19 protein-coding genes are annotated in these 24,905 nt (G+C 55.9%); 5 read left to right on the top strand and 14 right to left on the bottom strand.

Going from position 1 to position 24,905, the window contains the following annotated elements; genetic code table 11:
• Window positions 1-74: 74 nt before the first annotated feature.
• Complete coding sequence (locus WEB64_RS04405) at window positions 75-884, bottom strand: OmpA family protein (RefSeq protein WP_368061577.1); 810 nt, start codon at window positions 882-884, stop codon at window positions 75-77.
• Window positions 885-906: 22 nt separating this feature from the next.
• Entirely contained in the window at window positions 907-1,284 is a 378-nt protein-coding gene (locus tag WEB64_RS04400; protein ID WP_368061578.1) for a DUF4398 domain-containing protein, read from the bottom strand.
• Window positions 1,285-1,913: 629 nt separating this feature from the next.
• Here WEB64_RS04400 and WEB64_RS04395 point away from each other — a divergent pair.
• Window positions 1,914-3,788, top strand: a complete 1,875-nt coding sequence (locus WEB64_RS04395; protein WP_368061579.1) for an amidohydrolase family protein — start codon at window positions 1,914-1,916, stop codon at window positions 3,786-3,788.
• 37 nt (window positions 3,789-3,825) lie between these two features.
• Here the strand turns inward: WEB64_RS04395 and WEB64_RS04390 are convergent, their stop codons facing one another.
• Window positions 3,826-4,878, bottom strand: a complete 1,053-nt coding sequence (locus WEB64_RS04390) for a GGDEF domain-containing protein (RefSeq protein ID WP_368061580.1) — start codon at window positions 4,876-4,878, stop codon at window positions 3,826-3,828.
• A 278-nt stretch (window positions 4,879-5,156) separates the two neighbouring features.
• Here WEB64_RS04390 and WEB64_RS04385 point away from each other — a divergent pair, with 278 nt between their 5' ends.
• Window positions 5,157-6,743, top strand: a complete 1,587-nt coding sequence (locus tag WEB64_RS04385) for an ABC-F family ATPase (RefSeq protein WP_368061723.1) — start codon at window positions 5,157-5,159, stop codon at window positions 6,741-6,743.
• 82 nt (window positions 6,744-6,825) lie between these two features.
• Here WEB64_RS04385 and WEB64_RS04380 read toward each other — a convergent pair whose 3' ends face one another.
• Window positions 6,826-8,337 carry a ShlB/FhaC/HecB family hemolysin secretion/activation protein gene (locus tag WEB64_RS04380; RefSeq protein WP_368061581.1) on the bottom strand — a complete coding sequence of 504 codons (1,512 nt, stop codon included), beginning with the start codon at window positions 8,335-8,337 and terminating at the stop codon, window positions 6,826-6,828.
• A 133-nt stretch (window positions 8,338-8,470) separates the two neighbouring features.
• On the opposite strand from WEB64_RS04380, the gene WEB64_RS04375 reads away from it, so the two are divergent.
• Window positions 8,471-9,406 (top strand): FecR domain-containing protein, encoded by a 936-nt coding sequence (locus WEB64_RS04375; RefSeq protein ID WP_368061582.1) that lies wholly within the window; start codon window positions 8,471-8,473, stop codon window positions 9,404-9,406.
• A 68-nt stretch (window positions 9,407-9,474) separates the two neighbouring features.
• On the top strand, window positions 9,475-12,213 hold the full coding sequence (locus WEB64_RS04370) for an EAL domain-containing protein (protein ID WP_368061583.1): 2,739 nt from the start codon (window positions 9,475-9,477) through the stop codon (window positions 12,211-12,213).
• Here WEB64_RS04370 and WEB64_RS04365 read toward each other — a convergent pair.
• Window positions 12,210-13,622, bottom strand: coding sequence for an alanine/glycine:cation symporter family protein (locus WEB64_RS04365; protein WP_368061584.1), 1,413 nt, complete (start codon window positions 13,620-13,622; stop codon window positions 12,210-12,212). The two genes, WEB64_RS04370 and WEB64_RS04365, sit on opposite strands and share 4 nt — an antisense overlap.
• 331 nt (window positions 13,623-13,953) lie before the next feature.
• Between WEB64_RS04365 and WEB64_RS04360 the strand changes: the two genes are divergently transcribed.
• Window positions 13,954-15,123, top strand: a complete 1,170-nt coding sequence (locus tag WEB64_RS04360; RefSeq protein ID WP_368061585.1) for a MalY/PatB family protein — start codon at window positions 13,954-13,956, stop codon at window positions 15,121-15,123.
• A gap of 3 nt (window positions 15,124-15,126) precedes the next feature.
• Here WEB64_RS04360 and WEB64_RS04355 read toward each other — a convergent pair whose 3' ends face one another.
• The 9 genes from WEB64_RS04355 to WEB64_RS04315 form a co-directional block, all read right to left on the bottom strand.
• Complete coding sequence (locus WEB64_RS04355) at window positions 15,127-16,083, bottom strand: ornithine cyclodeaminase family protein (protein ID WP_368061586.1); 957 nt, start codon at window positions 16,081-16,083, stop codon at window positions 15,127-15,129.
• Window positions 16,084-16,105: 22 nt separating this feature from the next.
• Complete coding sequence (locus WEB64_RS04350; RefSeq protein ID WP_368061587.1) at window positions 16,106-17,020, bottom strand: branched-chain amino acid ABC transporter permease; 915 nt, start codon at window positions 17,018-17,020, stop codon at window positions 16,106-16,108.
• A gap of 7 nt (window positions 17,021-17,027) precedes the next feature.
• Window positions 17,028-17,924: a branched-chain amino acid ABC transporter permease gene (locus WEB64_RS04345; RefSeq protein ID WP_152205647.1), complete on the bottom strand. Its 897-nt coding sequence runs from the start codon at window positions 17,922-17,924 to the stop codon at window positions 17,028-17,030.
• An 88-nt stretch (window positions 17,925-18,012) separates the two neighbouring features.
• Window positions 18,013-19,236: an ABC transporter substrate-binding protein gene (locus WEB64_RS04340; RefSeq protein ID WP_368061588.1), complete on the bottom strand. Its 1,224-nt coding sequence runs from the start codon at window positions 19,234-19,236 to the stop codon at window positions 18,013-18,015.
• 60 nt (window positions 19,237-19,296) lie between these two features.
• Window positions 19,297-20,016 carry an ABC transporter ATP-binding protein gene (locus WEB64_RS04335; RefSeq protein WP_368061589.1) on the bottom strand — a complete coding sequence of 240 codons (720 nt, stop codon included), beginning with the start codon at window positions 20,014-20,016 and terminating at the stop codon, window positions 19,297-19,299.
• Window positions 20,009-20,779, bottom strand: coding sequence for an ABC transporter ATP-binding protein (locus tag WEB64_RS04330; protein WP_368061590.1), 771 nt, complete (start codon window positions 20,777-20,779; stop codon window positions 20,009-20,011). Before WEB64_RS04330 ends, WEB64_RS04335 begins: the two co-directional genes overlap by 8 nt.
• A 253-nt stretch (window positions 20,780-21,032) precedes the next feature.
• A complete protein-coding gene (gene tpx, locus WEB64_RS04325; protein WP_368061591.1) occupies window positions 21,033-21,539 on the bottom strand; it encodes a thiol peroxidase in 507 nt (168 codons plus the stop codon).
• A gap of 89 nt (window positions 21,540-21,628) precedes the next feature.
• Window positions 21,629-23,425, bottom strand: coding sequence for a sodium-extruding oxaloacetate decarboxylase subunit alpha (oadA, locus tag WEB64_RS04320; protein ID WP_368061592.1), 1,797 nt, complete (start codon window positions 23,423-23,425; stop codon window positions 21,629-21,631).
• 20 nt (window positions 23,426-23,445) lie between these two features.
• Window positions 23,446-24,867 carry an acetyl-CoA carboxylase biotin carboxylase subunit gene (locus tag WEB64_RS04315; RefSeq protein WP_368061593.1) on the bottom strand — a complete coding sequence of 474 codons (1,422 nt, stop codon included), beginning with the start codon at window positions 24,865-24,867 and terminating at the stop codon, window positions 23,446-23,448.
• Between the last annotated feature and the right edge of the window lie 38 nt (window positions 24,868-24,905).

Below are 24,905 nucleotides of genomic sequence, written 5' to 3'. Positions count from 1 at the left end.
AAGGGGCCGGATAATTCCGACCCCTTTTCAGATTTTCGACCACCCTGGTTGAGTGGCCCGATTGCTAGCTCGATTTACCGGGAATCGATATTACCTTCCTCGTCGGAAATCACAATTTCCACCCGACGATTCTGCTGACGGCCACTACTGGTATCGTTGCTGGCTTTTGGGTATGACTCCCCATAGCCCGCCACATCAATGCGATTACTGCTGATACCGTTGTTGGTCAGCGCGGCTTTGACTGACATGGCACGACGCTCGGAAAGGCCCTGGTTATAGCCTTCATCGCCTGTGCTATCAGTGTAACCCTCTACCTTCACCCGGCGCTCAGGGTACTCGTTCATAAAGTTCGCGAGTTGCTGGATCGTACGCTCCGCAGAGGATTTGAGATCAGCTTCATTCAGGTCGAACAATACGTCTCCCAAGGTCAGAACCATGCCGCGGTCGGTCTTCTCGGCTTGCAGCTCAGCCATTTGCTGACGCAGAAGCTCCGCTTCCATCTGGGCCTGTCGAGCTTCGCCCGTGCGCATCTGTAATACCAACTGCTCGCGACGCTCTTCAGCAGAGTCGATTTCTCCCTGCAGGCGCGCGCGCTCACCCATCTCGTAAGCAATTTCAGCGTGACGCTTGGCAAGATAAGCCACGTGTTCGATCTGTTCCTCGTCCGCATCATCTTCCAGCAAAGCCAGAGCACGATCCAGCTCAGTGCGGGCACTTCGCAACTGAGCGGGGCCGCTACGTGCGACGTTGGGGTCATTTTCTATCTTGCCGTAGGCTGATTTGGCTTCGTTAACCATCTCGTTCTGAGGGGGTGAACCTGCACAACCGACCATCAAAGCAGACAGCCCGACCGCGATTCCTAAAGACAACTTTCTTTTAAACATATTCATCTCCTTCTATCGGGCCTTACTGTTGCTCAGCCTGCATCTGCTGGCGAAGAGTTTCGATGTTTTTGTTCAGCTGCTGAACGGCATCTCGAGCTTTGTCTGTTTCAGAGCGGGCGCCTGCAAGTTGCGCATCAACCTCGGCCTGCTCAAGCAATCGTTCGGCTTCGGGATACTTCTCCTGCTCGATCAATTCGCGTGCGTCTGCAACCTTGTTCTGCGCATCGTTCAGGATAATAGGATTGAATTCCCTGGCATCCGATGCTTCCGCTTGCTGTATGGCGGACTCAGCAGTCTGCAGTTCGCTATCCGGTTTAGGCCCAGGCCCTGCGCAAGCGGCAAGAGTCGCCGCTAGCCCAAAAATGACAACAGTTCGCCCTAAATATTGATGCGGCTTCATGCATGGACTCCTCTTTTTTGTATATGTAACCAAGTGATACCTGAAACTATAGCAATTGGATTGTAAAGCGAAGTGAATAAGCAGACAGGTAGGGAGGGCAATGGCTTAATAACTAGATGCAGTTAACAACTTAAATTAAATAAGCCTTTGTATATAAGGCATAAACTTCAACTGGAATCATGAAAAGTTTGTCATGTTTTTAGGAGGTTATTAGGCTCGATCTGGCCTAAAGAGTCAGCGGAACAAGACCTTAGTAAGAAAGGCCAAATCCTCTCAGATCAGATCACCTCGCCAACTGCTTTTAGTTGCGGATGGAAGTGATCAGATTGTGGAACAGGGCCTTGCCGTTGTGAGTACAAGCCGTTTGAAGCATGCTTAGCGGACACTCAGGGCGCCAGTATTCGGGAAGTGTTCCGTCAGGCGTTGGGATTCGTGTACGACTTCCACCAGCAGGAGTCCGGGTTGCATGAGGTTCTGGACGATCGGCGCCGCGTCGATCCGGCTTTAGCCTAGGTCATGGCCGAGGGCGAGACGTTGTTAATGGATCGGGCGGGATGATTTGATCGAAAAAGGCGCGCAGTTACTGGCAGCTTACTTTGAGCACCAGAATAACAATACGTGAGGCGGTTATGAGCGATAAACCATGGGATTTTCTGATTCAGGGCGCAAAAGTCTTTGATGGCAGTGGCGCGCCCATTCCGCCAATTGAAGACATTGCGATTGCCAGCGGTCGTATTGCAGCCCGGGGGCCGGATCTGGACGCCAGCCTCGCGCGCAAGGTCATTGATGGCAGTGAGCGTTGGGCGATGCCCGGCCTGTTCGATATCCACACCCATTACGACCTGGAGCTGGAAGTAGCGCCGGGCCTGCCCGAATCCGTCCGCCATGGCACTACTACGGTGGTCATAGCCAATTGTAGCCTGGGTCTGGCATTCGGCGCCCAACGCACAGCAGGCGCGGACCCGATCGTGGACTGTTATGCCCGGGTCGAGAACATTCCCAAATCCGTGCTGCGGGCGACGGCGGATAAAGTCGACTGGGACAATCCCAAGGCATATTTACAGCATTTGAATACGCTCCGTCTGGGACCGAACCTGGTTACCCTGGTGCCTCATTCCATGTTGAGGATTGAAGTCATGGGCTTTGAGGCGAGTGTCTCCCGGGACCCGACCGAAGACGAGCTTCAGGCTATGGAAGCCCTGCTGGCACAGGCTCTGGATGACGGCTATGCCGGTTTCTCCACTGATGCGTTGCCGTTCCACTACCTGGCCAACCAGCCCAACACCCACAAAACCATACCAACGCAGTTTGCCAGGTACCCGGAAATTAAAAGATTGACCGAGGTGGTGCGACAAAAAGGCGCGGTCTGGCAGGCCACTCCACCAAAAGACAGCACCATCGGTACCATCAAGACCTTCTTGCTGAGCTGCGGACGATTCCATGGCAAACCATTGAAAACCACCGTCGTGGCGGCGCTGGACGTGCAAAGCAATCGCAAGATTGTACGCCTGGCCCGGCTACTTGCCCGGGTGTTGAACTCGCGGTTGCTTAACGGTGATTTTCATTTACAGGCATTGGCTGCACCTTTCAAGGTGTGGTCGGATGGTGCCGTGACGCCGCTGTCTGAGGAAATTGCCGAGCTCCGCACCCTGAACGAGGTTGAGCTGGAAGACCGGGATACCCGAATGCAAATCCTCAACGATCCGGACTATATCAAAAGCTTCAAAGCCATGTGGATGACCGGCAAAAGCGGCTTTGGCCTCGCCCGCCTCAAACGGCTAATGAGACTGGAAGACTACGCCTTCAACCGTACCCTGGCGGATATGACCGTCGATGTCTGCCCGCTCGTGGATTGGCAGGGCCTGGACTTCCAGGCGGTTTTTGATCGCGTCAAGGCTTACAATGCGGGCGAGAATACGGCATTCACGGAGGCTGAAAAGACGGTATTGGCCGAATACTTTACCGCTGTTCGGGATGAAGGCGATTTCATGCTGGGCATGTTGCGGGCGTTCGACCGTAAGCTGAGCTGGTACACCGTGTCCGCCAACCGGGATGAAGCCGTAGTCCGCAAGCTGCTGATGGACCCACAACTGTTACCCGGCTTCAACGACAGCGGTGCGCACCTGACCAATATGGCGTTTTACGATGGCAACCTGCGGGCGCTAAAAATGGCCTCTGACGGCGGTGATGAGGATGTCGCCTATATGGTAAAGCGCCTGACCCGGGATCCCGCGCGAGTCTTTGGCGTACAGGGCGGCAGCATCGAAGTAGGGGATCAGGCCGACATCACGCTGATTGATCCGTTCGCTTTGCGCCGCTTCGATCACAACAACAGCGTCCGGCGCCAGTTCCGGGAGGAGTTCCAGCATGAACAGCTGGTGAACCGGTCAGACGGAGTGGTGTCTCTGGTGATGATCGCAGGCCACCCTGCCTGGAGCGGTGATCGGTTTGAGCAAGCATTCGGCCAGGAGAAGATGGGGACCGTGCTGGCGACCACGTTCTGAGCTCTGCAGATTTTGAACGCGGTCCGGTTGGGGTGACTCAGGCGGTCGCGAGTTCAACCCGGTTGCGGCCACGGTCTTTCCCCAGGTAAAGGGCCTTGTCTGCCCGGGCAATGGCGGTATTAAGGTCTTCATTGGCGCCGTATTCACTTACCCCAATACTGATGGTGACTGACAGGTTCTCGGCCTCGAACTCCCAGAAGGTTCCGGCTACCGCTAGGCGTATTCGCTCGGCTGTAATGAGTGCCTGATCACGATCAGTGTCCGGCAATACCGCCAGAAACTCCTCTCCACCCCAGCGGCCGATAAAATCCTGCTCCCGCAGAGCGCCGGTGATTACAGTGCTGATATCGGACAGTATCCTGTCACCAAGCTCATGACCATAACGATCATTGAGGGGTTTGAAATGGTCGACATCCAGTAACAGGAAAGCGAGGGGGGAGGGGTTGCGATGCCAGCGCGCAATCTCCTTCTCTGCCAGATGCACCGTGTGACGGCGGTTGTAAAGCCGGGTCAGGGAGTCCGTGGTCGCCATGCGCCCCAGCTTGCGGTGGGCAGCGGTCACCAGTGACATGTAGTAGAACGCCAGGTAACTGAACATGGCAAACACCACCGTAAGATTGAACAGGTGCACACCCAGCAGCGCATTTGGAGAGATCGGCTGCAGAGGGGCCACAAAACGCATAGTGACGTCCAGCAAGACATAAAATCCCCACAGGCAGGCGACTGAAATCCACGCTGGGCGTGAGCTCATGCTGACAAACAGGGCCGGAATGAACATCAACAGGTAATAATGGAAGCCGCTGTCCCAACCAATCATCACAGTCCCGACGGCCGCATGGGTAATGACTTCGCACCAGATCAACGCTATCGCAATGCGATTACGGCGTGTGCTGAGGGCAAAATACGCCACCACATACATTGTTACGCTGATGATGTTGATCCACGCAAGAATGGGTGAGCCGAGCAGGTGAAAAAGAAAGAAAAACGCCACATCGACAGTGGCTGCGATCTGACAGCAACGTTGCGCTACCCGCCAGAACTGTGGCCGGCGGCTTTCTTTGTGCCTGCCTGGCCTTGAATTGTCCTGCATGTTCACAATTGCTCCCTGCTACACTTTGTTGTTTGTAGATTCCTATACGTGGCGCGCCTTGTCGTAACTGTAAACAACATTAAAAGATTTGTCGCCTGATGCGACGTAGTGAGGTTTTGTTGCGGATTGATGTCCAGGGCCAGGCAGAGGTTCGTGAGTTCCGGTTTTTCCTTACCCTGCTTTCAGCAAGCTCTGACACCCGGACGCTCAAAACCTGTACAATCTTCGCTTTTCCGCGCCTGCCCCGTGCAGCGCTCCACTGTAAATGGATTCTTTCGTTGATTTCTACTGCCAATATCACCATGCAATTCGGGGCCAAGCCCCTGTTCGAGAACGTTTCAGTCAAATTCAACAACGGCAACCGATACGGTCTGATCGGCGCCAACGGCTGCGGCAAATCCACCTTCATGAAGATTCTGGGGGGGGATCTTGAGCCCTCGGGCGGCCAGGTTATGCTTGAGCCCAATGTCCGGCTCGGCAAGTTGCGGCAGGATCAGTTCGCCTTTGAGAATTGCTCGGTGATCGATACCGTCATCATGGGTCACGAAGAACTCTGGCACGTGAAAGCGGAACGTGACCGCATCTATTCGTTGCCAGAGATGAGCGAAGACGATGGTATGGCGGTGGCGGACCTCGAAGTCCAGTTCGCCGAAATGGACGGCTATACCGCCGAATCCCGTGCTGGCGAATTGTTGTTGGGCCTGGAGATACCGCTCGCTCAGCACGATGGACCGATGAGTGCACTGGCACCCGGCTGGAAATTAAGGGTACTGCTGGCTCAGGCCCTGTTCTCTGATCCGGATGTCCTGCTGCTGGACGAGCCCACCAACCACCTGGACATTAACACCATCCGCTGGCTGGAAAGCATTCTGATCGCCCGCAACAGCACCATGGTGATCATCTCTCACGACCGCCACTTTCTGAACAGCGTCTGTACCCATATGGCTGACCTGGATTACGGCGAATTGCGGCTGTTCCCCGGCAACTACGATGAATACATGACCGCCGCCACCCAGGCCCGGGAGCGCATGCTGTCAGACAACGCCAAGAAGAAGGCCCAGATTGCCGAGTTGCAGCAGTTTGTCAGCCGTTTTTCCGCCAATGCCTCCAAGGCCAAGCAGGCGACGTCCCGTGCCCGTCAGATCGACAAGATCCAACTGGAAGAGGTCAAACCGTCCAGCCGAATCAGTCCGTTCATTCGGTTTGAGCAGACCAAGAAGTTGCATCGCCAAGCCGTCACCCTGAAAAATCTGTCGAAAGGCTTCGAGGACGAACCGGTGCTTTCCCGGCTGGACCTGCAAATCGAAGCCGGAGAGCGGGTTGCCATCATAGGCCCGAACGGCATTGGTAAAACCACCTTGTTGCAGTGTATGGCTGGCAAATTGACGCCGGACAAGGGCGAAGTCAAATGGACCGATAGCGCCGAGGTGGGCTACTTCGCGCAGGATCACACCGAGGACTTTGCTGCCGACGACAATCTCAGTGAGTGGATGGCGCAGTGGACTACCGGTGGCGAACAACTGGTCCGCGGCACTTTAGGCCGTATGCTGTTTTCCGGTGACGACATCGAAAAATCGGTAAGGGTCATTTCCGGTGGCGAGCAGGGCCGCATGTTATTCGGCAAGCTGATCCTGCAAAAACCCAACGTGCTGTTGATGGATGAGCCTACCAATCACCTGGATATGGAATCCATTGAGGCGTTGAATCTGGCGTTGGAAAATTATCCGGGCACGCTGATATTCGTCAGCCATGATCGGGAGTTCGTATCGTCATTGGCCACCCGCATTGTCGAGCTGAGCGCAGATGGGGTAACCGATTTTAGTGGTAGTTACGATGATTACCTGAGAAGCCAGGGTCACATCTAAGTCGGTAGATGCGGATGCGGGAGAGGTCATTAGACACAAGAGACTAATGACCTTCCGGGTCCCGGAGGAGCGCCCTGACTTTCTATGGGAAGGCGACGATCAATCGTCCGGTAGCCCGGAAATCGTCGTCGCGATATTCGGATTCGGTGGTTAAAGGTTGCCCCACTTCAACGTAGGCCCGGGCGCTTTCCCCCAGCCAGCGCAATCCAATGCCAGCAGATGCGCCGGACTCCCGATCATTGCGCTCGTTATCGAATACTCGTGCAACGCCGTAGTAGACATAGGGTATGAATCGGCCCGCTATCCCCCCTCCCCGGTCAAAGCCCTTGCGTAATTCGAGCTTGGTACCAAGGCCGCGATCCCCGCTGAATTCACCAGGCTCATAAGCTCTGGCATAGCGGTTACCGCCGAGGCTGAAGCGCTCGGAGAACGGCAGGTAATCACGGGTGTACTGCGCGCCAAAGTCCGCCCGCAAGGTCAGACCTGCTGGCAGCCGTTGCCATATTGTTGCGGATGTTTTCACCAGCCCGAAACCCAGGCTAGTGTCGCGGGTGGCGCCTGGGCCTTCACGTTGGGCGCCGAGCCCATCAATGCCTTGCCGTCCACCGAGATACCAACGCAGAGTTCGGTCTTGCCAACGCCAGCGATTGTCGAGGAACACTCCAGCGACTCGCAGACGTTCATCGATTCTTTCGACGTTATCAAGATCCCGGGTATAGTCCCGCACAGATAAGTCGCTGCCGACCGACAGCTCACGACGGCCTTCCTGAATCGCTTGATGACGCCATTGCAACCGATACCACTGTCGGTTATAGACCTCGTCACCGTTGGCATCGCGGGGTTTTGCCTGGGCAAAGCTGGTGGCCAGAGAAACTCTATGGTCCAGCGCCGGTGCGAGGGTAAAACCAGCGCCGATGTTCTGGTAGGCATCGGATTCCAGAGTGTGCAGGGCAGAAATGTATGCCTGGGAGATGGACGCTACCGGGTTGTCAATGACCAACCGACCATAGACAAGCTGCTGGCCCAGACGCTCACTGCCTTCAAAACTGTAGGTCAGTTCGCCGTGGATTTGGCGCTGGGCAGTAATTTCAAGGTGATAGTCACCCGATTGTGAATCGCTGGCTTTGACGTTGACGGCGACAGGACGGTCTGCCGCGCGCTCAAGGCGTTGCTCAATAGCGTCCAGTTGAAGCTTGGACAGCGATCCCCGGTAATCCAGTACCGGCTGTGCCAGTTGCTTGAGGCGAGCGTTACCTGTAGTCCCGAAACCCTCCACTGAAAGGAACGTAATGTGAGCTTCCTCGACAAATACGCGCCAGATATTCGCATCCGACTGACGGATAGTGATCGCCGGGGTTTGAAAGCCACTGTCTTGGTAGAGCTCTTTGAGGGCTTTTTTCAGTTGCTCCTGGCGGGTCTCGTCAAAAGGGTTGCCAAGCATATCGTGGTAAAGAGGGAACAGGCGGTCATCGGCGAACGCGTTAATGCCGTCAAAGAGAATGGCTCCAACCACAGGTTCTCTGGCCGTTTGTGCTGCAGCTTCTAACGGGACAATTACAGCAAACAACCAGGCAGCCAAAGTGTAAAACTTCATTAAATATCCATCCTGTGGGGGCTAATCAGGTCTTGGCACCGCATTAAACAGCGAGAAAATGCTAACCTCTTGTAGTGGTTACAGGGCTCATCTGTAGCGTAAACAGAATTCTTTAAGCTTGGAGTTGTATCGCATGATCCGTACTAACTTATTGTTTTGTTTCGGTATTATCGGTATTGCAGCCCAAGCAATTTTCGCCTCTGCCCTCAGTGCGGAGCCGGTAACGGCGGACACAGTTACCGGCCAAGTTGAATTCCGGATGCCGAAAAGTCAAGAGTGGCAGCCGATGGCGACGGGAATGAGACTGGACCTGCCATCGGAAATCCGGGCCGGGCAAAACAGTGGTGCGCGGTTATCCCAGCAGGGCTCAACATTCACCCTGAAAAGTAACACCCGGGTAACACTCGAGCCGCCGGCTGAGGAGCCGGAAGGACTGGTGAAGCGGGTTAAACAATGGCTGGGTACTGTCCTCTACCGGATTGAACGACGTCCGGATGAGTTCAGTGTGGAAACTCCCTTTTTGGTCTCGACGGTGAAAGGTACCGAGTTTGTCGTGGTCAGCAGTGATACCGGCTCGTTTGTCACGCTAATGGAGGGTTCGCTGGAAGTGGAGGATCTCGCTTCGGGCGAACTGCAAATGATGCAAGACGGAGATGTTGTCGAAGCCGGGACCAGCGAAGGCATGCGTTCACTGGAAACAAGCACCTCGCCTGACGGCGGCGGGGACGCGGGGCAACCGAACGTATCGGGCGCCAGCGCAGAGGGGCTCGCCAGCGAAGAGGTCGGGTCCGGAGCTGATGATGGAGGCTTTGGCGAGGAATTGGAGAGTCTGCGAGAGATGGAAGCAGAGCAACGCGCTGAAGACGATGTCAATGAAGATATGGCTCCGGAAGACGATTTGGGTATGGAAGGTGAAGAAGACGGTGGCCCTAGTGGTGATGACGAAGGTCCAGGTGATGAAGAAGTTCCAGATGATGAAGAGGACGGTGGTCTTGGCGGTGATGATGGGGGCCCAGTGGGTGAAGAAGACGGGGGCGGTGATGACGGCGATGACGATGAAGAAGACTGACGCCACTCATGGGTCCGGATCGTCTGAAACCAGATAACGCCCGCCGACGTCACACAAGAATGTTGTGGGTGGGAGTAGTTGCTGGGGTACTGGTAACTCTGCTTTGGCTTTCGGAGGCGTTGGAGCGCTCTGAGTACATGGCCAGGGATGGGCTGGTGGCCCTGATGATCCAGCCTGCAGACAGTATTCTCGTCATTGTTGAAATCGATTCGGCCAGCGTGGATGCCGTCGGTCAGTGGCCCTGGCCCCGCGAGCTATATGCCCAGGCCCTTTCCCGTCTGCAGCAAGCAGACGTAGCGTCCTTAATGATAGACATCGATCTCAGTGCGCAGTCTACTGAACAGCAAGATCAGCTGCTGGCTGAAGCGATGCAAAATTTCTCCGCTACCGCCCCACTGCATTTGCCCGCCTTTGTCCAGCCAGATTCCCATCAGGGACTGGAATTGATGTTTCAACAGCCCCTGGAACGCTTTCGCCAGTTCAGCGACCTGGTCGCCGTCAACATGCAACCGACAGATGATGGGCTGATCCGGTTTCTGGACGCACAGATACGATGGGGGGAGCAGACTTATCCTGCTGCCTGGAACGCGATGGCTGGCGTGTATGGCAGATCTACCTGGGTTGACTACAGCATTGACCCGCGCTCGTTCGAGTATGTGAGCTTTATAGATCTGATCAATGGCGGGATTGACCCAGCCCGACTCCGTGGTCAGGACATTCTGATCGGCGCCACGGCCATCGAACTCGGCGATATTCTGGCCACGCCGATACATCGGGCGTTACCCGGGGTCGTGATTCAGGCTTTGGGGATTCAGACATTGAAGCAGGGCGGACTTGCCCGGTTAAGCCAGGCAGGAGAAGCCGTGCTCCTTCTGGTCTTCGGATTTGCAGCGGTCAAACTTTTCCTGCGCTTGCCCTGGCGTCAGGGCATTCTTAGCGGGATTGTCATTTCGGTTGCCTGGCCCATGCTCGTTGGGTTGGCTTACTATCAGGTCGGGCTGATGATGTTTCTGGTCGCTCCGCTGTTACTCTGGTGGCTGGTCTTTCTGGGTATGAGCATTGCGAGACTCGACGTCGAAATATTCGAGCGCCTGCTGGCGCAAGTCCGGTTACGGGACGAGCAAGCCTTGTTGGATCGCATTGTAAGCACCGCTAATGACTGCATTCTTTGCATTGACGATGACGGTCAAATTGTCCGCCTCAACCCGGCGGCCCATAAGTTAACGGGCTTCAGCGAAGCGGATTTGATGGGTAAACCGATTGCCGAGCGATTACCTGAGCTGAACCAGAAGCTGGATGAAGTTTCCCGGGCACCGTTCGACACAGTCCTGAAGGATGCAGCCGGGCAAGCGATACCGGTGGAAGTGACCATCAGCGAAGTGGTCATGTCGGATTACCACCTTTACACCATTGTGGTGCGTGATCTGAGCGAACGGGTTCAGCGGGAACGGGAGCTCCGCTACCTGGCCACCCATGACACCCTCACCGGCCTGATTAATCGAAACGAGTTTTTCCGGCGGGTAAATCGTGAAATACCCGAACATGTTTGCGTCAGCCTGTTGGTGCTGAATCTCGATTATTTCAAGGAAGTAAATGACACTTATGGCCACGCTGTTGGTGATCGGGTCCTGAGAGAGGTAGGGGCTCGCCTGAGATCGACTCTGGCCAATGGTCAGATAGTGGCGCGAGCTGGGGGTGATACCTTTGCTGTCTGGTTACCGGGTGTGGCCTTTGAACAGGGTGGCCGGGCTTGTGGGGTCAGACTGTTGGCGGCGCTGAAGGCGCCTGTTGTTATTACCCATGATGATGACACCGTGAGTATCCAGATATCCGCTACCGTCGGTATCTGCGAGTTAGACCAGTCGAGAGTCAAACCCCATTTTCAGACCGGAGTAGAGTCGACGTTGGTGGGCCTCAACGAGGCAGAGGGGTTACTTCGCACCGCGACCAACGCCATGATGGCTGCCAAAAAAGCGGAGGAGGCCATCGGGTACTTCACGGAGGAGGACAGCCGGGAGGCCGTTCGCCGTCTCGAATTAGTCCCGGCCATCAGGACCGGCATCCGGCGCAACGAGTTCCGGCTAGCCTACCAGCCTAAACTGGCGCTCAGTGATGGCACCGTTATAGGTGCCGAAGTGCTGTTGAGATGGCCTCAGGCCCAACGGTCTGGCGTGCCGGTGGGTACCTTTATCGAGGTGGCGGAGAACTCCCGTCAGATAGCGCCGCTGACCATTTGGGTGATGGAAAAGATACTCGAACGGGAAGATTACTGGGCAAGCTGTGGCCTGCCTCCGCACCTGGCGGTCAATCTGTCTGCGCGGCTTGTCCAGGACGCAGGTTTCATCCAGCGATTATGCGCGCTGCTGAGAAGTTCCAGCGGTTACTGCCAGTTCGAATTTGAAGTGACTGAAACGGCCTTCATGAGCAATCCGCAACGTGCTCTGGAGCTGGTTGATCAATTGGCGGATGCCGGGGCAGGTATTTCCATTGATGACTACGGGACTGGCTACTCATCATTGGCATATCTTCGGGACCTGAAAGCCGGAGTTCTCAAAATTGATCAGAGCTTCGTCACCAACATCAGCCAGTTCCCCGAAAATCAGGTGATTGTAAAATCCACCATTCGTATGGCCCATGACCTGGGTATGAAAGTCGTGGCTGAGGGCATAGAAACCGAGGCTGACCAACGGTTTCTATGCCAGGTACACTGTGATTTTGGTCAGGGTTACTATTTCGCAAGACCGATGCCAGCAGAAGCGTTCCATGAGTGGGTACGCGACCACCAGCTGTGGATACCAAACCGTTAGCGCCAGATGTCGTTATCGATTTTTTTGTCCAATTCCGGATAGTCCGCGAGCTTGAACCGTGGCATTTCGCCCGATTTGCGCTGGGCGAGATAATCCTTGGTCAGTTTTACGACGGTTCCGGACAGCATCACGATACCAATTAGGTTGATGGTGGCCATCAGTCCCATGGAGGCGTCGGCTGCATTGAACACCGTAACTACTGCCTGGTACGAGCCCCAAACTACCATGCCCAGGGCTGCCAGCCTTAGACAAGTGACGCCGACGGTGTTGCCACCCCCCAGATGATAAAGTGCGTTTTCTGCGTAGCTGTAGTTAGCAACAATGGATGTAAAAGCAAAAAACAGAATAGCAATGGCGATAAAGTAGGTGCCCGCCGCCCCTATGTGGAATTCCATAGCCAGTTGAGTCAGTTCTGTGCCGGTAACGCCCGAACCTGGCTCCATCACCCCGGATAGTAGAATCATCACTGCGGTTGCGGTACAGATCACGATGGTGTCGATAAACACTCCGAAGGCCTGCACCAGTCCCTGGGAGGAGGGGTGATGAGGTGAGGGCGTGGCCGTGGCCGCAATGTTAGGTGCTGACCCCATCCCGGCCTCGTTGGAGAACAAACCCCGCTTGATGCCATTAAGCATGGCCGCGGTGACCGAACCTGCAACTCCGCCCCCTGCTTCCTCAAGGCCAAAGGCGCTTTTGACAATTGTGGCCAGGACGCCGGGTACTTCAGTGATGTTAATCGCCATGATGACCAAAGCAACCAGCACGTAAAGACCGGCCATAAAGGGCACGACCAATTCGGCAAAGCGTGCGATGGAGCGGATACCACCAAAAATGACCACCCCTGCCAGAATGGCTATGGCAATGCCCACCCATAGCTTGGGAATGCCAAAGGCGGCTTCGACGGCATCTGCAATGGAGTTGGCCTGGACCGCGTTGAAAATCAGACCGAAGGACAGGATGAGGCAGACCGCAAAGATGCTGCCCGCCCAGGGCGCATTCAGGCCCTTGGTAAGGTAGACTGCAGGGCCGCCACGATACTGCCCATTGTTGTCCCGTACCTTGTACAGTTGCGCCAGGGTGCTCTCAGCATAGGCCGTTGCCATGCCCACCAGAGCCACCATCCACATCCAGAATATCGCACCGGCGCCGCCGAGATAGAGTGCTACCGCAACACCGGCAAGATTGCCGGTACCGACTCGGGAGGCAAGGCTGGTGGTGAGGGCCTGGAAGGGTGAGATACCGGACTTATCGCTTTGCCGGGAGCCGCGTATGGCACGAATCATCTCGCCGAAGTGCACGAATTGCAGGAGCCCGAGACGGAGCGTAAAGAACACACCGACCCCGAGTAGTCCGTAAACAAGCACATAACCCCAGAGAATAGAGTTTACGAAATCAACAATAGCGGTCATGAACACTCTCCGTAGTGATAGAAACCATCGTGCACTCAATTCCGTGATGCGGCCATACAACACGTAATCTACTGCCCGGAGATCTGCACTCGCCGATTACGAAAACATAGGGTTTAACATCTGGAATTCCTGAAGCCTAGAAGGCTGAATAAGAAAAATCCAGCGATACCCCAATGTACTGTTACTGACGTCTCGTCAGGACAAATCTCGCTGTCCATAAGTCAGGCGCAAGGACTTCAGGAATATGGCAGAACATCGTAAAGTGTCGGCCAGAGTGGGGTCATACTGAAGATCATTTGATGCAGTGTTGTTAACGATTGAGGACCAGACCGTGACCACAGACTTTGATCAGGCGTTGCCACGAGAGCATACCAACAGTGTTAAATTTGATGCCCGTGAGACCGTATTCGGCACCGAGGACGTCATACCAATGTGGGTGGCGGATATGGATTTTGCGGTACCGGAAGCCATCAGCCAGGCCCTTTTGGAGCGGGCCGGTCACCCGGTTTTTGGTTACAGCCTGTTCCCTGACAGTCTCTACGAAGTGATGATCCGGTGGTTTCGCACTCGCCATGACTGGGCCATCCAGCGTGACTGGATACTGATGGCACCGGGTGTTGTGCCCTCCCTTCACGCCGCAGCAATGGCGTTTGCCGGTCCGGGCGATGGCATTATTATCCAGACGCCGGTGTACCCGCCGTTTTTAAGTGCGGTGGAAAAAACCGGACGGCGCCTGATTGAAAACCCTTTGGTGCTCGAGGACGGCTACTACCGGATGGATCTCGAACATCTGGAGCGCTGTGCGGCCGACGCCAGCGTGATGTTTCTCTGCTCACCGCACAACCCGGTGGGCCGAGTCTGGGAGCGAAATGAACTCGAGGCGGTGTTGGCGATCGCCCGGCGCCACGGGCTCACTGTTATCTCCGACGACGTCCACTGTGATCTCATTTATCCGGGGGCGAAGCACATCATGCTTGCGGGCTTAACAACAGCGCACGACAAACTGGTCACCGCGGTGGCGCCCAGCAAAACTTTTAATATTGCCGGCCTCGGGTTATCGGCCCTGGTGATGTCAGATCCGGCCCAGCGACAGGCGCTGAAGCAGGTCTTCGAATCGCTGCACATGGAGCAGACCAACCCATTCAGTGCGGCCGCGTTCGAGGCAGCGTATCGAGACGGTGGACCCTGGCTGGACGAGCTGATGATGTACCTGCAGGACAACTACCGGTTTGTCCGCGATTACCTGCGGGATCAGGTACCGGAGATTAAGCTCATCGAGTCGGACGGGACTTACCTGCTATGGCTCGATTGCCGGAAACTGGGCCTGTCAAACGCCGAGCTGAAAGCTTTTTTTATTCAACGAGCGAAGGTTGGGATGAACTCCGGCGCCAGTTTCGGTGAGGGGGGTGGCGGCTTCATGCGGATGAACATCGGCACCCGCCGGGCAGTTCTGGCCCAGGCACTGGATCAGATTCGAGACGCAGTCAACGCCTTGCGATGACGGTCATGAAGAGGCCGTGGCGTCTTCAGTCCTCAGGTGCTCCCACACTTCGATAGCGGCGGCGAGATCCTCCAGCGATGCGCCGACAGATTTGAACACCGTAATGGCCTCCGGGCTGGAGCGCCCGGCATGTTCGTCCCGCAACAATTCGGCCAGATCCGCTCTGATGTCCTGTTCGGTGAACGCGTTTTCCCGAATCGCCTGAAGGATATCCCCGGCTTCGCCGATGGCCCCGGCGTAGGTGTCCACAAAAACTTCGCTATTGATGAAGCACTCGGCGTCAGTCTCTCGCATGGAAGGCTTGAAGGCGCCGACCAGGTCCAGGTGGGCGCCGGGCTTCAGCGTATCTCCATGAACCAGGGCCTGAGTTGAAAGCGTCGCACAACTGACGATATCTGCTTCGGTTACTGCCGCATCGATATCGGTCACTGACTGGCAATCAAAGCGATCCGCAAACCGGGCCGCTAACTCGGCTGATTTCTCCGGATTACGACCCCAGACCCGAACCCGGGTAATCGGCCTCACAGCTGCGTGGGCTTCAATCAGCATCGGCGCCAGTTTGCCGGTACCGATAACCAGCAGACTGCTGGCATCTTCTCTCGCCAGTACCCGGGCCGCGAGCGCAGAGGCCGCCGCTGTCCGTCGCCGGGTCAGTTCGCTGCCGTCGATACAGGCCAGAGGCTGGCCGTGGGCACCCTCACTGAGCAGATAAACGCCTGAAATGGCTGGCAGGCCAGCGTCAGCATTCTGGGGGAATACATTGACCATCTTCATGCCGATGTAGCCATTTTTTTCCCAGGCTGGCATCAGCAACATGGTCGCCTCACCGTCGGGCCGTTGCATGGCATGATGATGTCGTGGTGGCGACTCGACCCCGGTCCGGAACGTATGCGCCAGGCGCTCGATCAGACTGTGCCAGGGTAGCGAGCGTGCTACTTCCCCGGCCGAAACAATACGCATCCTGCCTCCTTGTTTGATCCGATTATTTTTTATTGAGAACCCGGCCCAGCTCACCGATGATGCCTCGGCGGAAGGTCATTACGCAGATCACGAAAATCGTACCCAGGATGACCTGGACCCAGGACCCGAAAGACGCGAGTTCATGGCTCAGGGCACCCACGGTAATGGCACCGAGCACTGGCCCGAACACAGTCCCCAAACCACCTACCAGGGTCATCAGGATCACTTCGCCAGAAGTCTGCCAGTGAGCGTTAGTCAGGGCAGCGAACTGGAAGATGACGGCCTTGGTTGCGCCAGCCAGTCCTGCCAGAGTGGCAGAGATGACAAACGCCAGCAATTTGAAACGGTCGACGTCGTAGCCCAGTGACAGGGCCCGGGATTCATTTTCGCGGATCGCTTGCAACACTTCGCCAAAGGGTGAATGGATAGTTCGGTAAATGATGCAGAAGCCGATCAGGAAAATCGCGAACACGAAGTAATACATGTTCAAAGAATCATTCAGGTCGATAAAGCCGAACAGGTTCCCTCTCGGGATGCCTTGTAAGCCGTTCTCACCGCCTGTGAAGGGCATTTGCAGTGCCATGAAGTACACGATCTGAGCCAGTGCCAGAGTCACCATGGCGAAATAGATACCCTGGCGACGAATCGCGAGATACCCAAAACAGAACCCCAGGATCAGGGCAAAGGCGGTGCCTGTAAGAATGCCGAAGATCGGGGAGAATCCCCAGGCCTTGATGGCGTAGCCGGAAATGTAGGCGGCACCACCAAAGAACGCCGCATGACCAAAGGATAGCAAGCCCACGTAGCCCAGCAACAGGTTGAAAGCGCAGGCGAACAGTGCAAAGCACAGCAGGTCCATCACAAACACCGGGTAGGCGTAGAACGGAGCGGTCAGACCCGCGATGAGCATCAGAACAAACAGTATGCGGTTCATCATGACTGGGTCACTTCTCCTTGCCAAACAGGCCGGCGGGACGGAACAGCAATACCAGCACCATCAGGAAGAAAATGACTGTGCTGGCGGCGGGAGGATAAAATACCTTGGTTAAACCTTCGATCAACCCCAGCGCGAGGCCGGAGAGGATGGCACCCATGATCGACCCCATGCCCCCGATGACCACCACCGCAAACACCACGATGATCAGGTCGGCGCCCATCAGCGGGCTGACTGAATAAATCGGGGCGGCCAATACCCCGGCCAGGCCCGCCAGGGCAGCGCCAAAACCAAAGGTCAGGGTGACCATCAGCGGAACATTGAGCCCGAAGGTCTGGGTCAATTGGGGATTCTCGACCCCGGCTCGCAGTCGGGAGCCCAGTTTGGTGTGTTCGATGACATACCAGGTGGCAAAGCACACCACCAGCGAGAACACGATGGCAAACAGGCGGTAGGTGGGGAAATACATGAACCCGAGGTTCACCACCCCGCTGAGCGCATCCGGCTGGCCCGGGTAGGGGGTGCCGGAAACATTGAAATAGTTGGAAAACAGGCCCTGGAGAATCAGGGTAATACCGAATGTCAGTAGCAGGCCGTAAATATGGTCGAGATCGTAAAGCCGTTTGAGCATGGTGCGCTCGATCAGGATGCCGAGGCCGCCCACCAGCAAGGGAACAATAATCAACGATGGCCAGAAACCGATCTGAATTGAAATGCCAAACCACTGGTCCATGAAGGAGTAGCCGATCAGTGCGATAAAGGCGCCCAGCATGTACATCGCCCCGTGGGCGAAATTAATGATATTGAGTAGCCCGAAGATCACCGCCAGACCAAGGCTCAGCATGGCGTAAAAGACACCCACATTGAGACCCAGCAATGCTTGCGCCAGGATGACCTGAATAGACACGTCGTATACTCCCTACAGGGGTTGAATACGCTGGCGAACGGACCTCGTACACCAGCGGGTTGCGTTTAAAAACCGGCTGTCGGGCTGATCAGGATTTATTGACCAGGGAGCAGGCGGTTTTATCCATCGAAATGAAGGCGGTCTCAGCCGGAATCTTGGAGACCACACGCAGCAGGTCCCACTCGCTTTCGGATTCTTCCGGCTTCTTCACTTCCACCAGATACATGTCGTGCAACATGGAACCGTTGGCTGCAATCTTGCCGTTTTTGACGAAGAAGTCGTTCAGCTCCATCTCGCCCAGTTGCTTCCGGACAGCATCGGATTCGTCAGAACCGACCGCTTTGACGGCTTCCAGATAGTGTGTAACCGCTGAATACACGCCAGCCTGAACCATGGTTGGCATTGCGCCGTGGCGCTCGTTGAAGCGATTGGACCACTCAATGGTTTCGTCGTTCCGATTCCAGACGAATGCAGTGGTGAACTGTAGGCCCTGGGCGATATCGAGCCCCATGCTGTGAACGTCAGTCAGGAAGACCAGCATACCCGCGAGTTTCTGGCCGCCCTGTACGATGCGGAACTGGTTAGCCTGTTTAATGGCATTGACCGTATCCTGGCCGGCGTTCGCAAGACCGATGACATCAGCACCGGAAGCCTGTGCCTGCAACAGGTAGGAGGAGAAGTCGTTGGTGCTGAGTGGCGCGTTGACGTTGCCTACCACTTCGCCTCCCAGACTCTTCACCACATCCCCGGTGTTATCCCGCAGTGAGTGACCGAAGGCGTAGTCGGCAGTGATGAAATACCATTTCTTGCCACCGTTTTCGACCATCGCGGTGGCGGTACCGACGGGCAGTGCATGGGTGTCGTAGACATAGTGAATGCCGTAGGGGCTGCACTGCTCTTCTGTCAGGGCGGTGGTGCCAGCGCCGGTATTCATAGTGATAATTTTTTTGTCAGCGGCCAGGCCCTGGACTGACAGCGCAACCGAAGAGTTATCCAGCGCCGTGATCATGTCGACTTCTTCAGCATCGATCCACTCACGGGCGGTACTGGCGCCGATGTCGGGCTTGTTCTGATGGTCTGCGGAAATGATTTCGATGGGACGGTCCAGCACTTTGCCACCAAAATCTTCAATGGCCATTTCAGCTGCGATCACAGCCCCCGGGCCTTCCAGCGATTTATACACGCCGGACATGTCGCTCAGAACCCCGATTTTGACTTTGTTATCCGACAGTTCGGCGGTTGCCGTCATTGGCAACGCGACGCTGGCAAGGCCGACGGCCCCGACTATCCCCTTGATTAAATGATTGAGCATGGTTGTACCCCTTGTTGTTATTTGCATTGGGGCTGGCCGAAACCCGACCGGCCCCCTCCGTCAGACACTCAGGTGTCTGTTCAACTGCTCTTGTTTCGCCTCGAGGTCCGCCGCGTCAATGGTTTCCACCACGCGACCATGCTCGATGACATAGTGTCTGTCGGCCAATGGGGCCGCAAACCGAAAATTCTGTTCCACCAGCACGATGGTGTAGCCGCGCTCTCGAAGTTTACGGATCACGCCGTCCAGCGATTTCAGTATTACGGGCGCGAGACCTTCGGTAATTTCATCAAGCAGCAGCAGGGTTGCGCCGGTGCGCAGAATTCTGGCGATGGCCAGCATTTGCTGCTCACCACCGGACAGTTTTGAGCCCTGGCTGTTGCGGCGCTCCTTCAGATTGGGAAACATCTGGTAGATCTCGTCCACCGACATGCCACCTTCGGCCAAGGTAGGGGGCAGTTCAAGATTTTCCTCCACGTTGAGTGATGAGAAAATACCGCGTTCTTCCGGGCAGTAACCCAGCCGACCCACATGGGCAATTTTGTGGGTGGGCATATTTATCACCTCCACCCCACGCACCCGGATTGATCCGGTGCGCTTGCCCACTACGCCAAGAATGGCTTTTAGTGTGGTGCTGCGACCTGAACCGTTGCGCCCCAGCAGCGTAATGACTTCGCCTTCGCGCACGGAAAGTTCCATGCCGTGCAGGATATGGGACTCACCGTACCAGGCGTGGAGATTTTCGATTTTCAGTAGCTCTTCACCGGGTTTATTAGTCATCGGTGGTCCCCATGTAGGCTTCCATGACAGCGGGATTTTTCGACACGGTTTCGTAATTGCCTTCGGCGAGAACCTCACCCCGATTCAGCACTGTGATGGTGTCGGCGAGCGTCGACACCACGTTCAGGTTGTGCTCCACCATCACGATGGTCCGGCCCTCAAGGACTTTTCTGATCAGATCCGTCACCGTACCCACGTCTTCTGCGCTCATGCCCTGAGTGGGCTCATCCAGCAGCATTAGCCGCGGTTCCAGGGCGATAGTGGTAGCTATTTCCAGGGCCCGTTTCTGACCGTATGCCAGTTCGACCGCCGTAATATCACCGAAGTCTTTCAGACCGACCTGCTCAAGAAGGGCCTGGGCACGCTCATTGAGTTGGTCGAGGATGCGCGTGGGGCGCCAGAAGTGATAGGACACTCCAAGTTTGCGCTGCAGCGCAATCCGCACGTTGTCGCGAGCTGAGAGGTGGGGGAACACCGCTGAAATCTGGAAGGAGCGGATCAGGCCGTTCTGGGCAATATCCGCCGGTTTGCGACGGGTAATGTCCTGGCCGTCATAGATAATTTGGCCCGAGGTCGGTATCAGAAACTTGGTCAGCAAATTGAAAAAAGTGGTTTTGCCAGCACCGTTGGGTCCGATAATGGCGTGTATCGAACCTGTTTGAACCGTCAGGTTGACATCTTTTACCGCTGTAAAACCCTTGAAATCCTTGGTCAGGCCATGGGTTGTGAGAATACCGGAGTTTTCCTGAGGCTGGTTATCCACAGAACTCGCACCACCTTGTTGGAGTCAGGGGCCCGCGTTGCGAGAACCCAACTGGTTATTATTATTGGTAAATCAGGGAGCAAATAAACCATGAATAGTTATTCTGCACTCAGCTAGTTAAGACAGTCACCCTCCATGCTGTCAAGCGAGTTTGTGCACTGGGAGCCTAGACGTGTGATTAATCCGGAAATCCGGACAGAGCGTCATCAGTTTATGTCCGGATTTACGGACATTTTTTAGAGAAAAATGTTATTTACTGGTTAGTTAATGCGGCCAGTGCGGCATCGTAATTTGGCTCCTGCGCGATCTCGGGTACTTGCTCGGTATGAATGATGGTGCCGGACTCATCGATAATCACGAGGGCGCGGGATAACAGGCCCCTCAATGGGCCATCCATCATCTCGACTCCGTAGGTTTTGCCAAAGGCGGGGCTTCGAAATGTGGAAACCGTGGTGACACGCTTCAAACCCTCAGCGCCGCAAAATCTCGCCTGTGCAAATGGGAGGTCGGCAGACACACACAGCACAACGGTATTATCCAGTTTGCTGGCCGCCTCGTTAAACCGGTGCACGGATTTGGCACAGGTTGGAGTGTCGATGCTGGGAAAAATATTCAGGATCACTCGTTTGCCAGTCAGACTTGACAAGCTGACATCGCCGAGGTCATTGCCGGTAAATACTGTTTCAGGTGCCTTGCTGCCGGTTGCTGGCAAGTCGCCAGCAGTGGTAACGGGAACGCCGCGTCGGGTAATGGTTGCCATGGTTGATTTTCCTTTTTCGAGTTATCAGCTAACGAGTTATCTGCTGAAGCCCACAATACGAGGTTTTTACTCTGATGGCCTAATTCGGGTCACTCTATTTCCACCAGTACCTCGCCCGGGGTCACCCGATCACCTTTCCTGATATTTACAGCGGTAACCTTGCCGGAGGCCGAGGCCTTGACCTCGGTTTCCATTTTCATCGCTTCGATAACAAATACCGGGTCCCCAGCAGAGACCTCATCGCCCTCCTGGACCAGCACCTCCACGATATTGCCGGGCATGGTGGTGGTCACATGGCCTTCCTTGCTGGCCTTGCCACGCCCATTCCCGCCGCTGTCTTTCCGGAATTCTCCCAGGGACGCCAGCGAGATTTCCTCCGGCACGCCATCCACCGTCATGTAGAAGCGACGCTCGGTGTCGCTGGTGGGGCTGGCACCGGTGACGTGAATGTCGTAAGTCTCGCCATGGACAGTGATCTTGAACTCGGTTGAGATGCTGCCCGCAGCTTTTGCCGTGGGTAGCGGCTCCAGGGGCTCCGGCTGCAGAGTACCCGCTTTGCGTTGTTCCAGGTAAGCCTTGGCCTGATCCGGGAACATGGCGTAGGTGAGCACATCCTCTTCGTTCTCGGCCAGTTCGCCAATCTGGTCCTTGAGCTTGTGGAATTCGTTGGGAATCAGGTTGGCCGGGCGTTCGTCGATCAGGTCTTCCTTGCCCACCGCCCGGCGCTGGAGGGCGCTATCGATGTCACCCGGAGCCTTGCCGTACCAGCCTTGCAAGTACTTTTTCACTTCGTTGGTAATGGTGTCATATCGCTTGCCTGCCAGTACGTTTATCACCGCCTGGGTACCGACAATCTGGGAGGTTGGTGTGACCAGCGGCGGATAGCCCAGGTCTTTGCGTACTCTGGGTATTTCTGCAAATACCTCGCGGATTTTCTCGAGCGCGCCCTGTTCCTTGAGTTGGTTGGCCAGGTTGGACATCATGCCGCCTGGTACCTGCGACAAGAGAACGGCAGTATCGACGCCGTTGTAGTCGCTTTCAAACTGGTGGTATTTCTTGCGGACTTCCCGGAAGTGCTGGGTGATCTGCTCTAGTAAATCCAGCTTGAGCCCGGTCTCGTAGCCGGCATCGTGCAGCGCCGCCACCAGGGATTCCGTCGGCGGATGGCTGGTGCCGCCAGCAAAGGCAGAGATTGCCGTATCAATATGGTCTACCCCGGCTTCAATAGCCGCCCAGTGGCACATGGTCGCCATGCCGGAAGTGTAATGGGTGTGCAGGAAGACCGGCAGGCTGAAGTTTTTCTTGAGTTCGCTGACCAGATCAAATGCGGACTGGGGCGTCAGCAGACCGGCCATGTCCTTGATGGCAATGCTGTCGATGCCCATATCTACCATCGCCTGCGCCTGGGTCACAAAGGTTTTGGTGTTGTGGACCGGGCTGACGGTGTAACACAGGGTGCCCTGGGCGTGTTTGCCGGTTTTCTTGACGGCCCGGATACTGGTTTCCAGGTTACGGACGTCGTTGAGGGCATCGAAGATGCGGAAGACGTCGATACCGTTGTCGGCGGCTTTCTGGCAGAAGGCTTCCACCACGTCATCGGCGTAATGCCGGTAGCCCAGCAGGTTCTGTCCCCGGAGCAGCATCTGCAGTCGCGTATTGGGCAGGGCTTCTCTGAGCTGACGCAGCCGGGCCCAGGGATCTTCTTTGAGGAAACGTACACAGGCGTCGAAGGTCGCCCCGCCCCAGCATTCCAGCGACCAGTACCCGGCCGCATCAAGCCATTCGCACGCCGGCAGCATGTCTTCCGTGCGCATGCGGGTAGCGATCAAGGACTGGTGTGCATCCCGCAGGATCACGTCGGTGATATGGATTTTACGCTTGCTCATGATGATGTCTCCCAAGGTCCCTACAGGCCGGCCTGGGCTGCAATAGCGGCAGCGATGGCAGTAGCGATGGATTCCGGCCTGGTTTTACTGCTGTACTCAAGCAGTTCCGGATGGCTTTCCACGAAGCTGGTGTTGAAATTCGCGGCGCGGAAGTCCGGTTGCTGAAGTATCTGCTGGTAATACGGAATGGTGGTCTGCACGCCGTATATTGCCATGTCATTCAGGGCTCGGCGGCTCCGGTCCAGTAACTCTTCCCAGTCCAGCGCCCAAACAATCAGTTTGGCGCACATGGAATCGTAATGGGGCGGTATTTCATAGCCGGTGTACATGGCAGCATCGGTACGAACGCCTGGACCGCCAGCCGAATAATAACGGCTGATGCGCCCGAAACTGGGCAGAAAGCCGTTCTTCGGATCTTCAGCGTTAATCCGGAACTGGGCAGCAAAGCCCCGATAGCTGATCTGGTCCTGGCGGAACCGCAGTGGTTCCCCAGCGGCAATGCGAATCTGCTCCTTGACGATATCCACCCCGGTAATTTCCTCGGTGATGGTATGTTCCACCTGAACCCGGGTGTTCATTTCCATAAAGTAGAAATCGTCCTTGTCGTCCAGCAAAAACTCCACGGTACCGGCGTTCTCATAGCCACAGCCCCTGGCAACCTGTACGGCGAGTTTGCCGATATAGTCCCGTTGCTCGTCTGTGAGCTGAGGGGAGGGCGCCAGTTCGATCAGTTTCTGGTTGCGGCGCTGGATCGAGCAGTCACGTTCGTACAAGTGAACGACGTTGCCATGACTGTCCGCCAGTATTTGCACTTCAATATGGCGGGGGTTGATGATGCACTTTTCCAGGAAGACTTCAGCGCTACCAAAAGCTTTGGTGGCTTCGGAAATCACCCGATCATAATTCTGGCGCAGGCTCTTTTCGTCATCGCAACGGCGAATGCCGCGGCCGCCACCACCTGAGGTAGCCTTGAGCATCACCGGGTAGCCGACTTTGTCAGCCTGGATGACCGCGTCTTCGACATCTTGCAGGTTGCCGTCGGTGCCGGGGGTGACGGGTACATTGGCCTTGATCGCCGTGGCACGGGCCGCGGTTTTGTCGCCCATCGACTTGATAACCTCTGCGGAGGGCCCGATAAACCGGATGCCTCGCTGTTTGCAGATTGCGGCCAGGGTGGCGTTTTCTGACAGGAAACCGTAACCCGGATGCAGGGCGTCACAGCCGGTTTCCACGGCCAGATTGACGATGTGATGGGGGTTCAGGTAACCGGAGAGCGGATCTTTGCTGATGCAATAGGACTCGTCTGCCTTCTTGACGTGCAAAGAGTAACGGTCGGCCTCTGAATAGATCGCAACAGCCTTGATGCCCATCTCCTGGCAGGCCCGGGCAATTCGAACGGCAATTTCGCCTCGATTGGCAATTAACACTTTCCTGATAGTCATGGGGCAAGCCTCAAGCGTTATACAGGATCACGAGTTAA

Origin of the sequence: Marinobacter sp., assembly GCF_040882185.1 — a bacterium.
In the GTDB taxonomy this organism is placed as follows: domain Bacteria; phylum Pseudomonadota; class Gammaproteobacteria; order Pseudomonadales; family Oleiphilaceae; genus Marinobacter.
Note: the sequence above shows the minus strand (reverse complement) of the source record. Positions and strands in the feature narration are given on the sequence as shown.

Bases quoted from the DNA above. Each gene is read 5' to 3' on its own strand.
- WEB64_RS04405 (WP_368061577.1), bottom strand. From the start codon at position 884: ATGTTTAAAAGAAAGTTGTCTTTAGGAATCGCGGTCGGGCTGTCTGCT.
- WEB64_RS04400 (WP_368061578.1), bottom strand. From the start codon at position 1,284: ATGAAGCCGCATCAATATTTAGGGCGAACTGTTGTCATTTTTGGGCTA.
- WEB64_RS04395 (WP_368061579.1), top strand. From the start codon at position 1,914: ATGAGCGATAAACCATGGGATTTTCTGATTCAGGGCGCAAAAGTCTTT.
- WEB64_RS04390 (WP_368061580.1), bottom strand. From the start codon at position 4,878: ATGCAGGACAATTCAAGGCCAGGCAGGCACAAAGAAAGCCGCCGGCCA.
- WEB64_RS04380 (WP_368061581.1), bottom strand. From the start codon at position 8,337: ATGAAGTTTTACACTTTGGCTGCCTGGTTGTTTGCTGTAATTGTCCCG.
- WEB64_RS04375 (WP_368061582.1), top strand. From the start codon at position 8,471: ATGATCCGTACTAACTTATTGTTTTGTTTCGGTATTATCGGTATTGCA.
- WEB64_RS04365 (WP_368061584.1), bottom strand. From the start codon at position 13,622: ATGACCGCTATTGTTGATTTCGTAAACTCTATTCTCTGGGGTTATGTG.
- WEB64_RS04355 (WP_368061586.1), bottom strand. From the start codon at position 16,083: ATGCGTATTGTTTCGGCCGGGGAAGTAGCACGCTCGCTACCCTGGCAC.
- WEB64_RS04350 (WP_368061587.1), bottom strand. From the start codon at position 17,020: ATGATGAACCGCATACTGTTTGTTCTGATGCTCATCGCGGGTCTGACC.
- WEB64_RS04340 (WP_368061588.1), bottom strand. From the start codon at position 19,236: ATGCTCAATCATTTAATCAAGGGGATAGTCGGGGCCGTCGGCCTTGCC.
- WEB64_RS04335 (WP_368061589.1), bottom strand. From the start codon at position 20,016: ATGACTAATAAACCCGGTGAAGAGCTACTGAAAATCGAAAATCTCCAC.
- tpx (WP_368061591.1), bottom strand. From the start codon at position 21,539: ATGGCAACCATTACCCGACGCGGCGTTCCCGTTACCACTGCTGGCGAC.
- oadA (WP_368061592.1), bottom strand. From the start codon at position 23,425: ATGAGCAAGCGTAAAATCCATATCACCGACGTGATCCTGCGGGATGCA.
- WEB64_RS04315 (WP_368061593.1), bottom strand. From the start codon at position 24,867: ATGACTATCAGGAAAGTGTTAATTGCCAATCGAGGCGAAATTGCCGTT.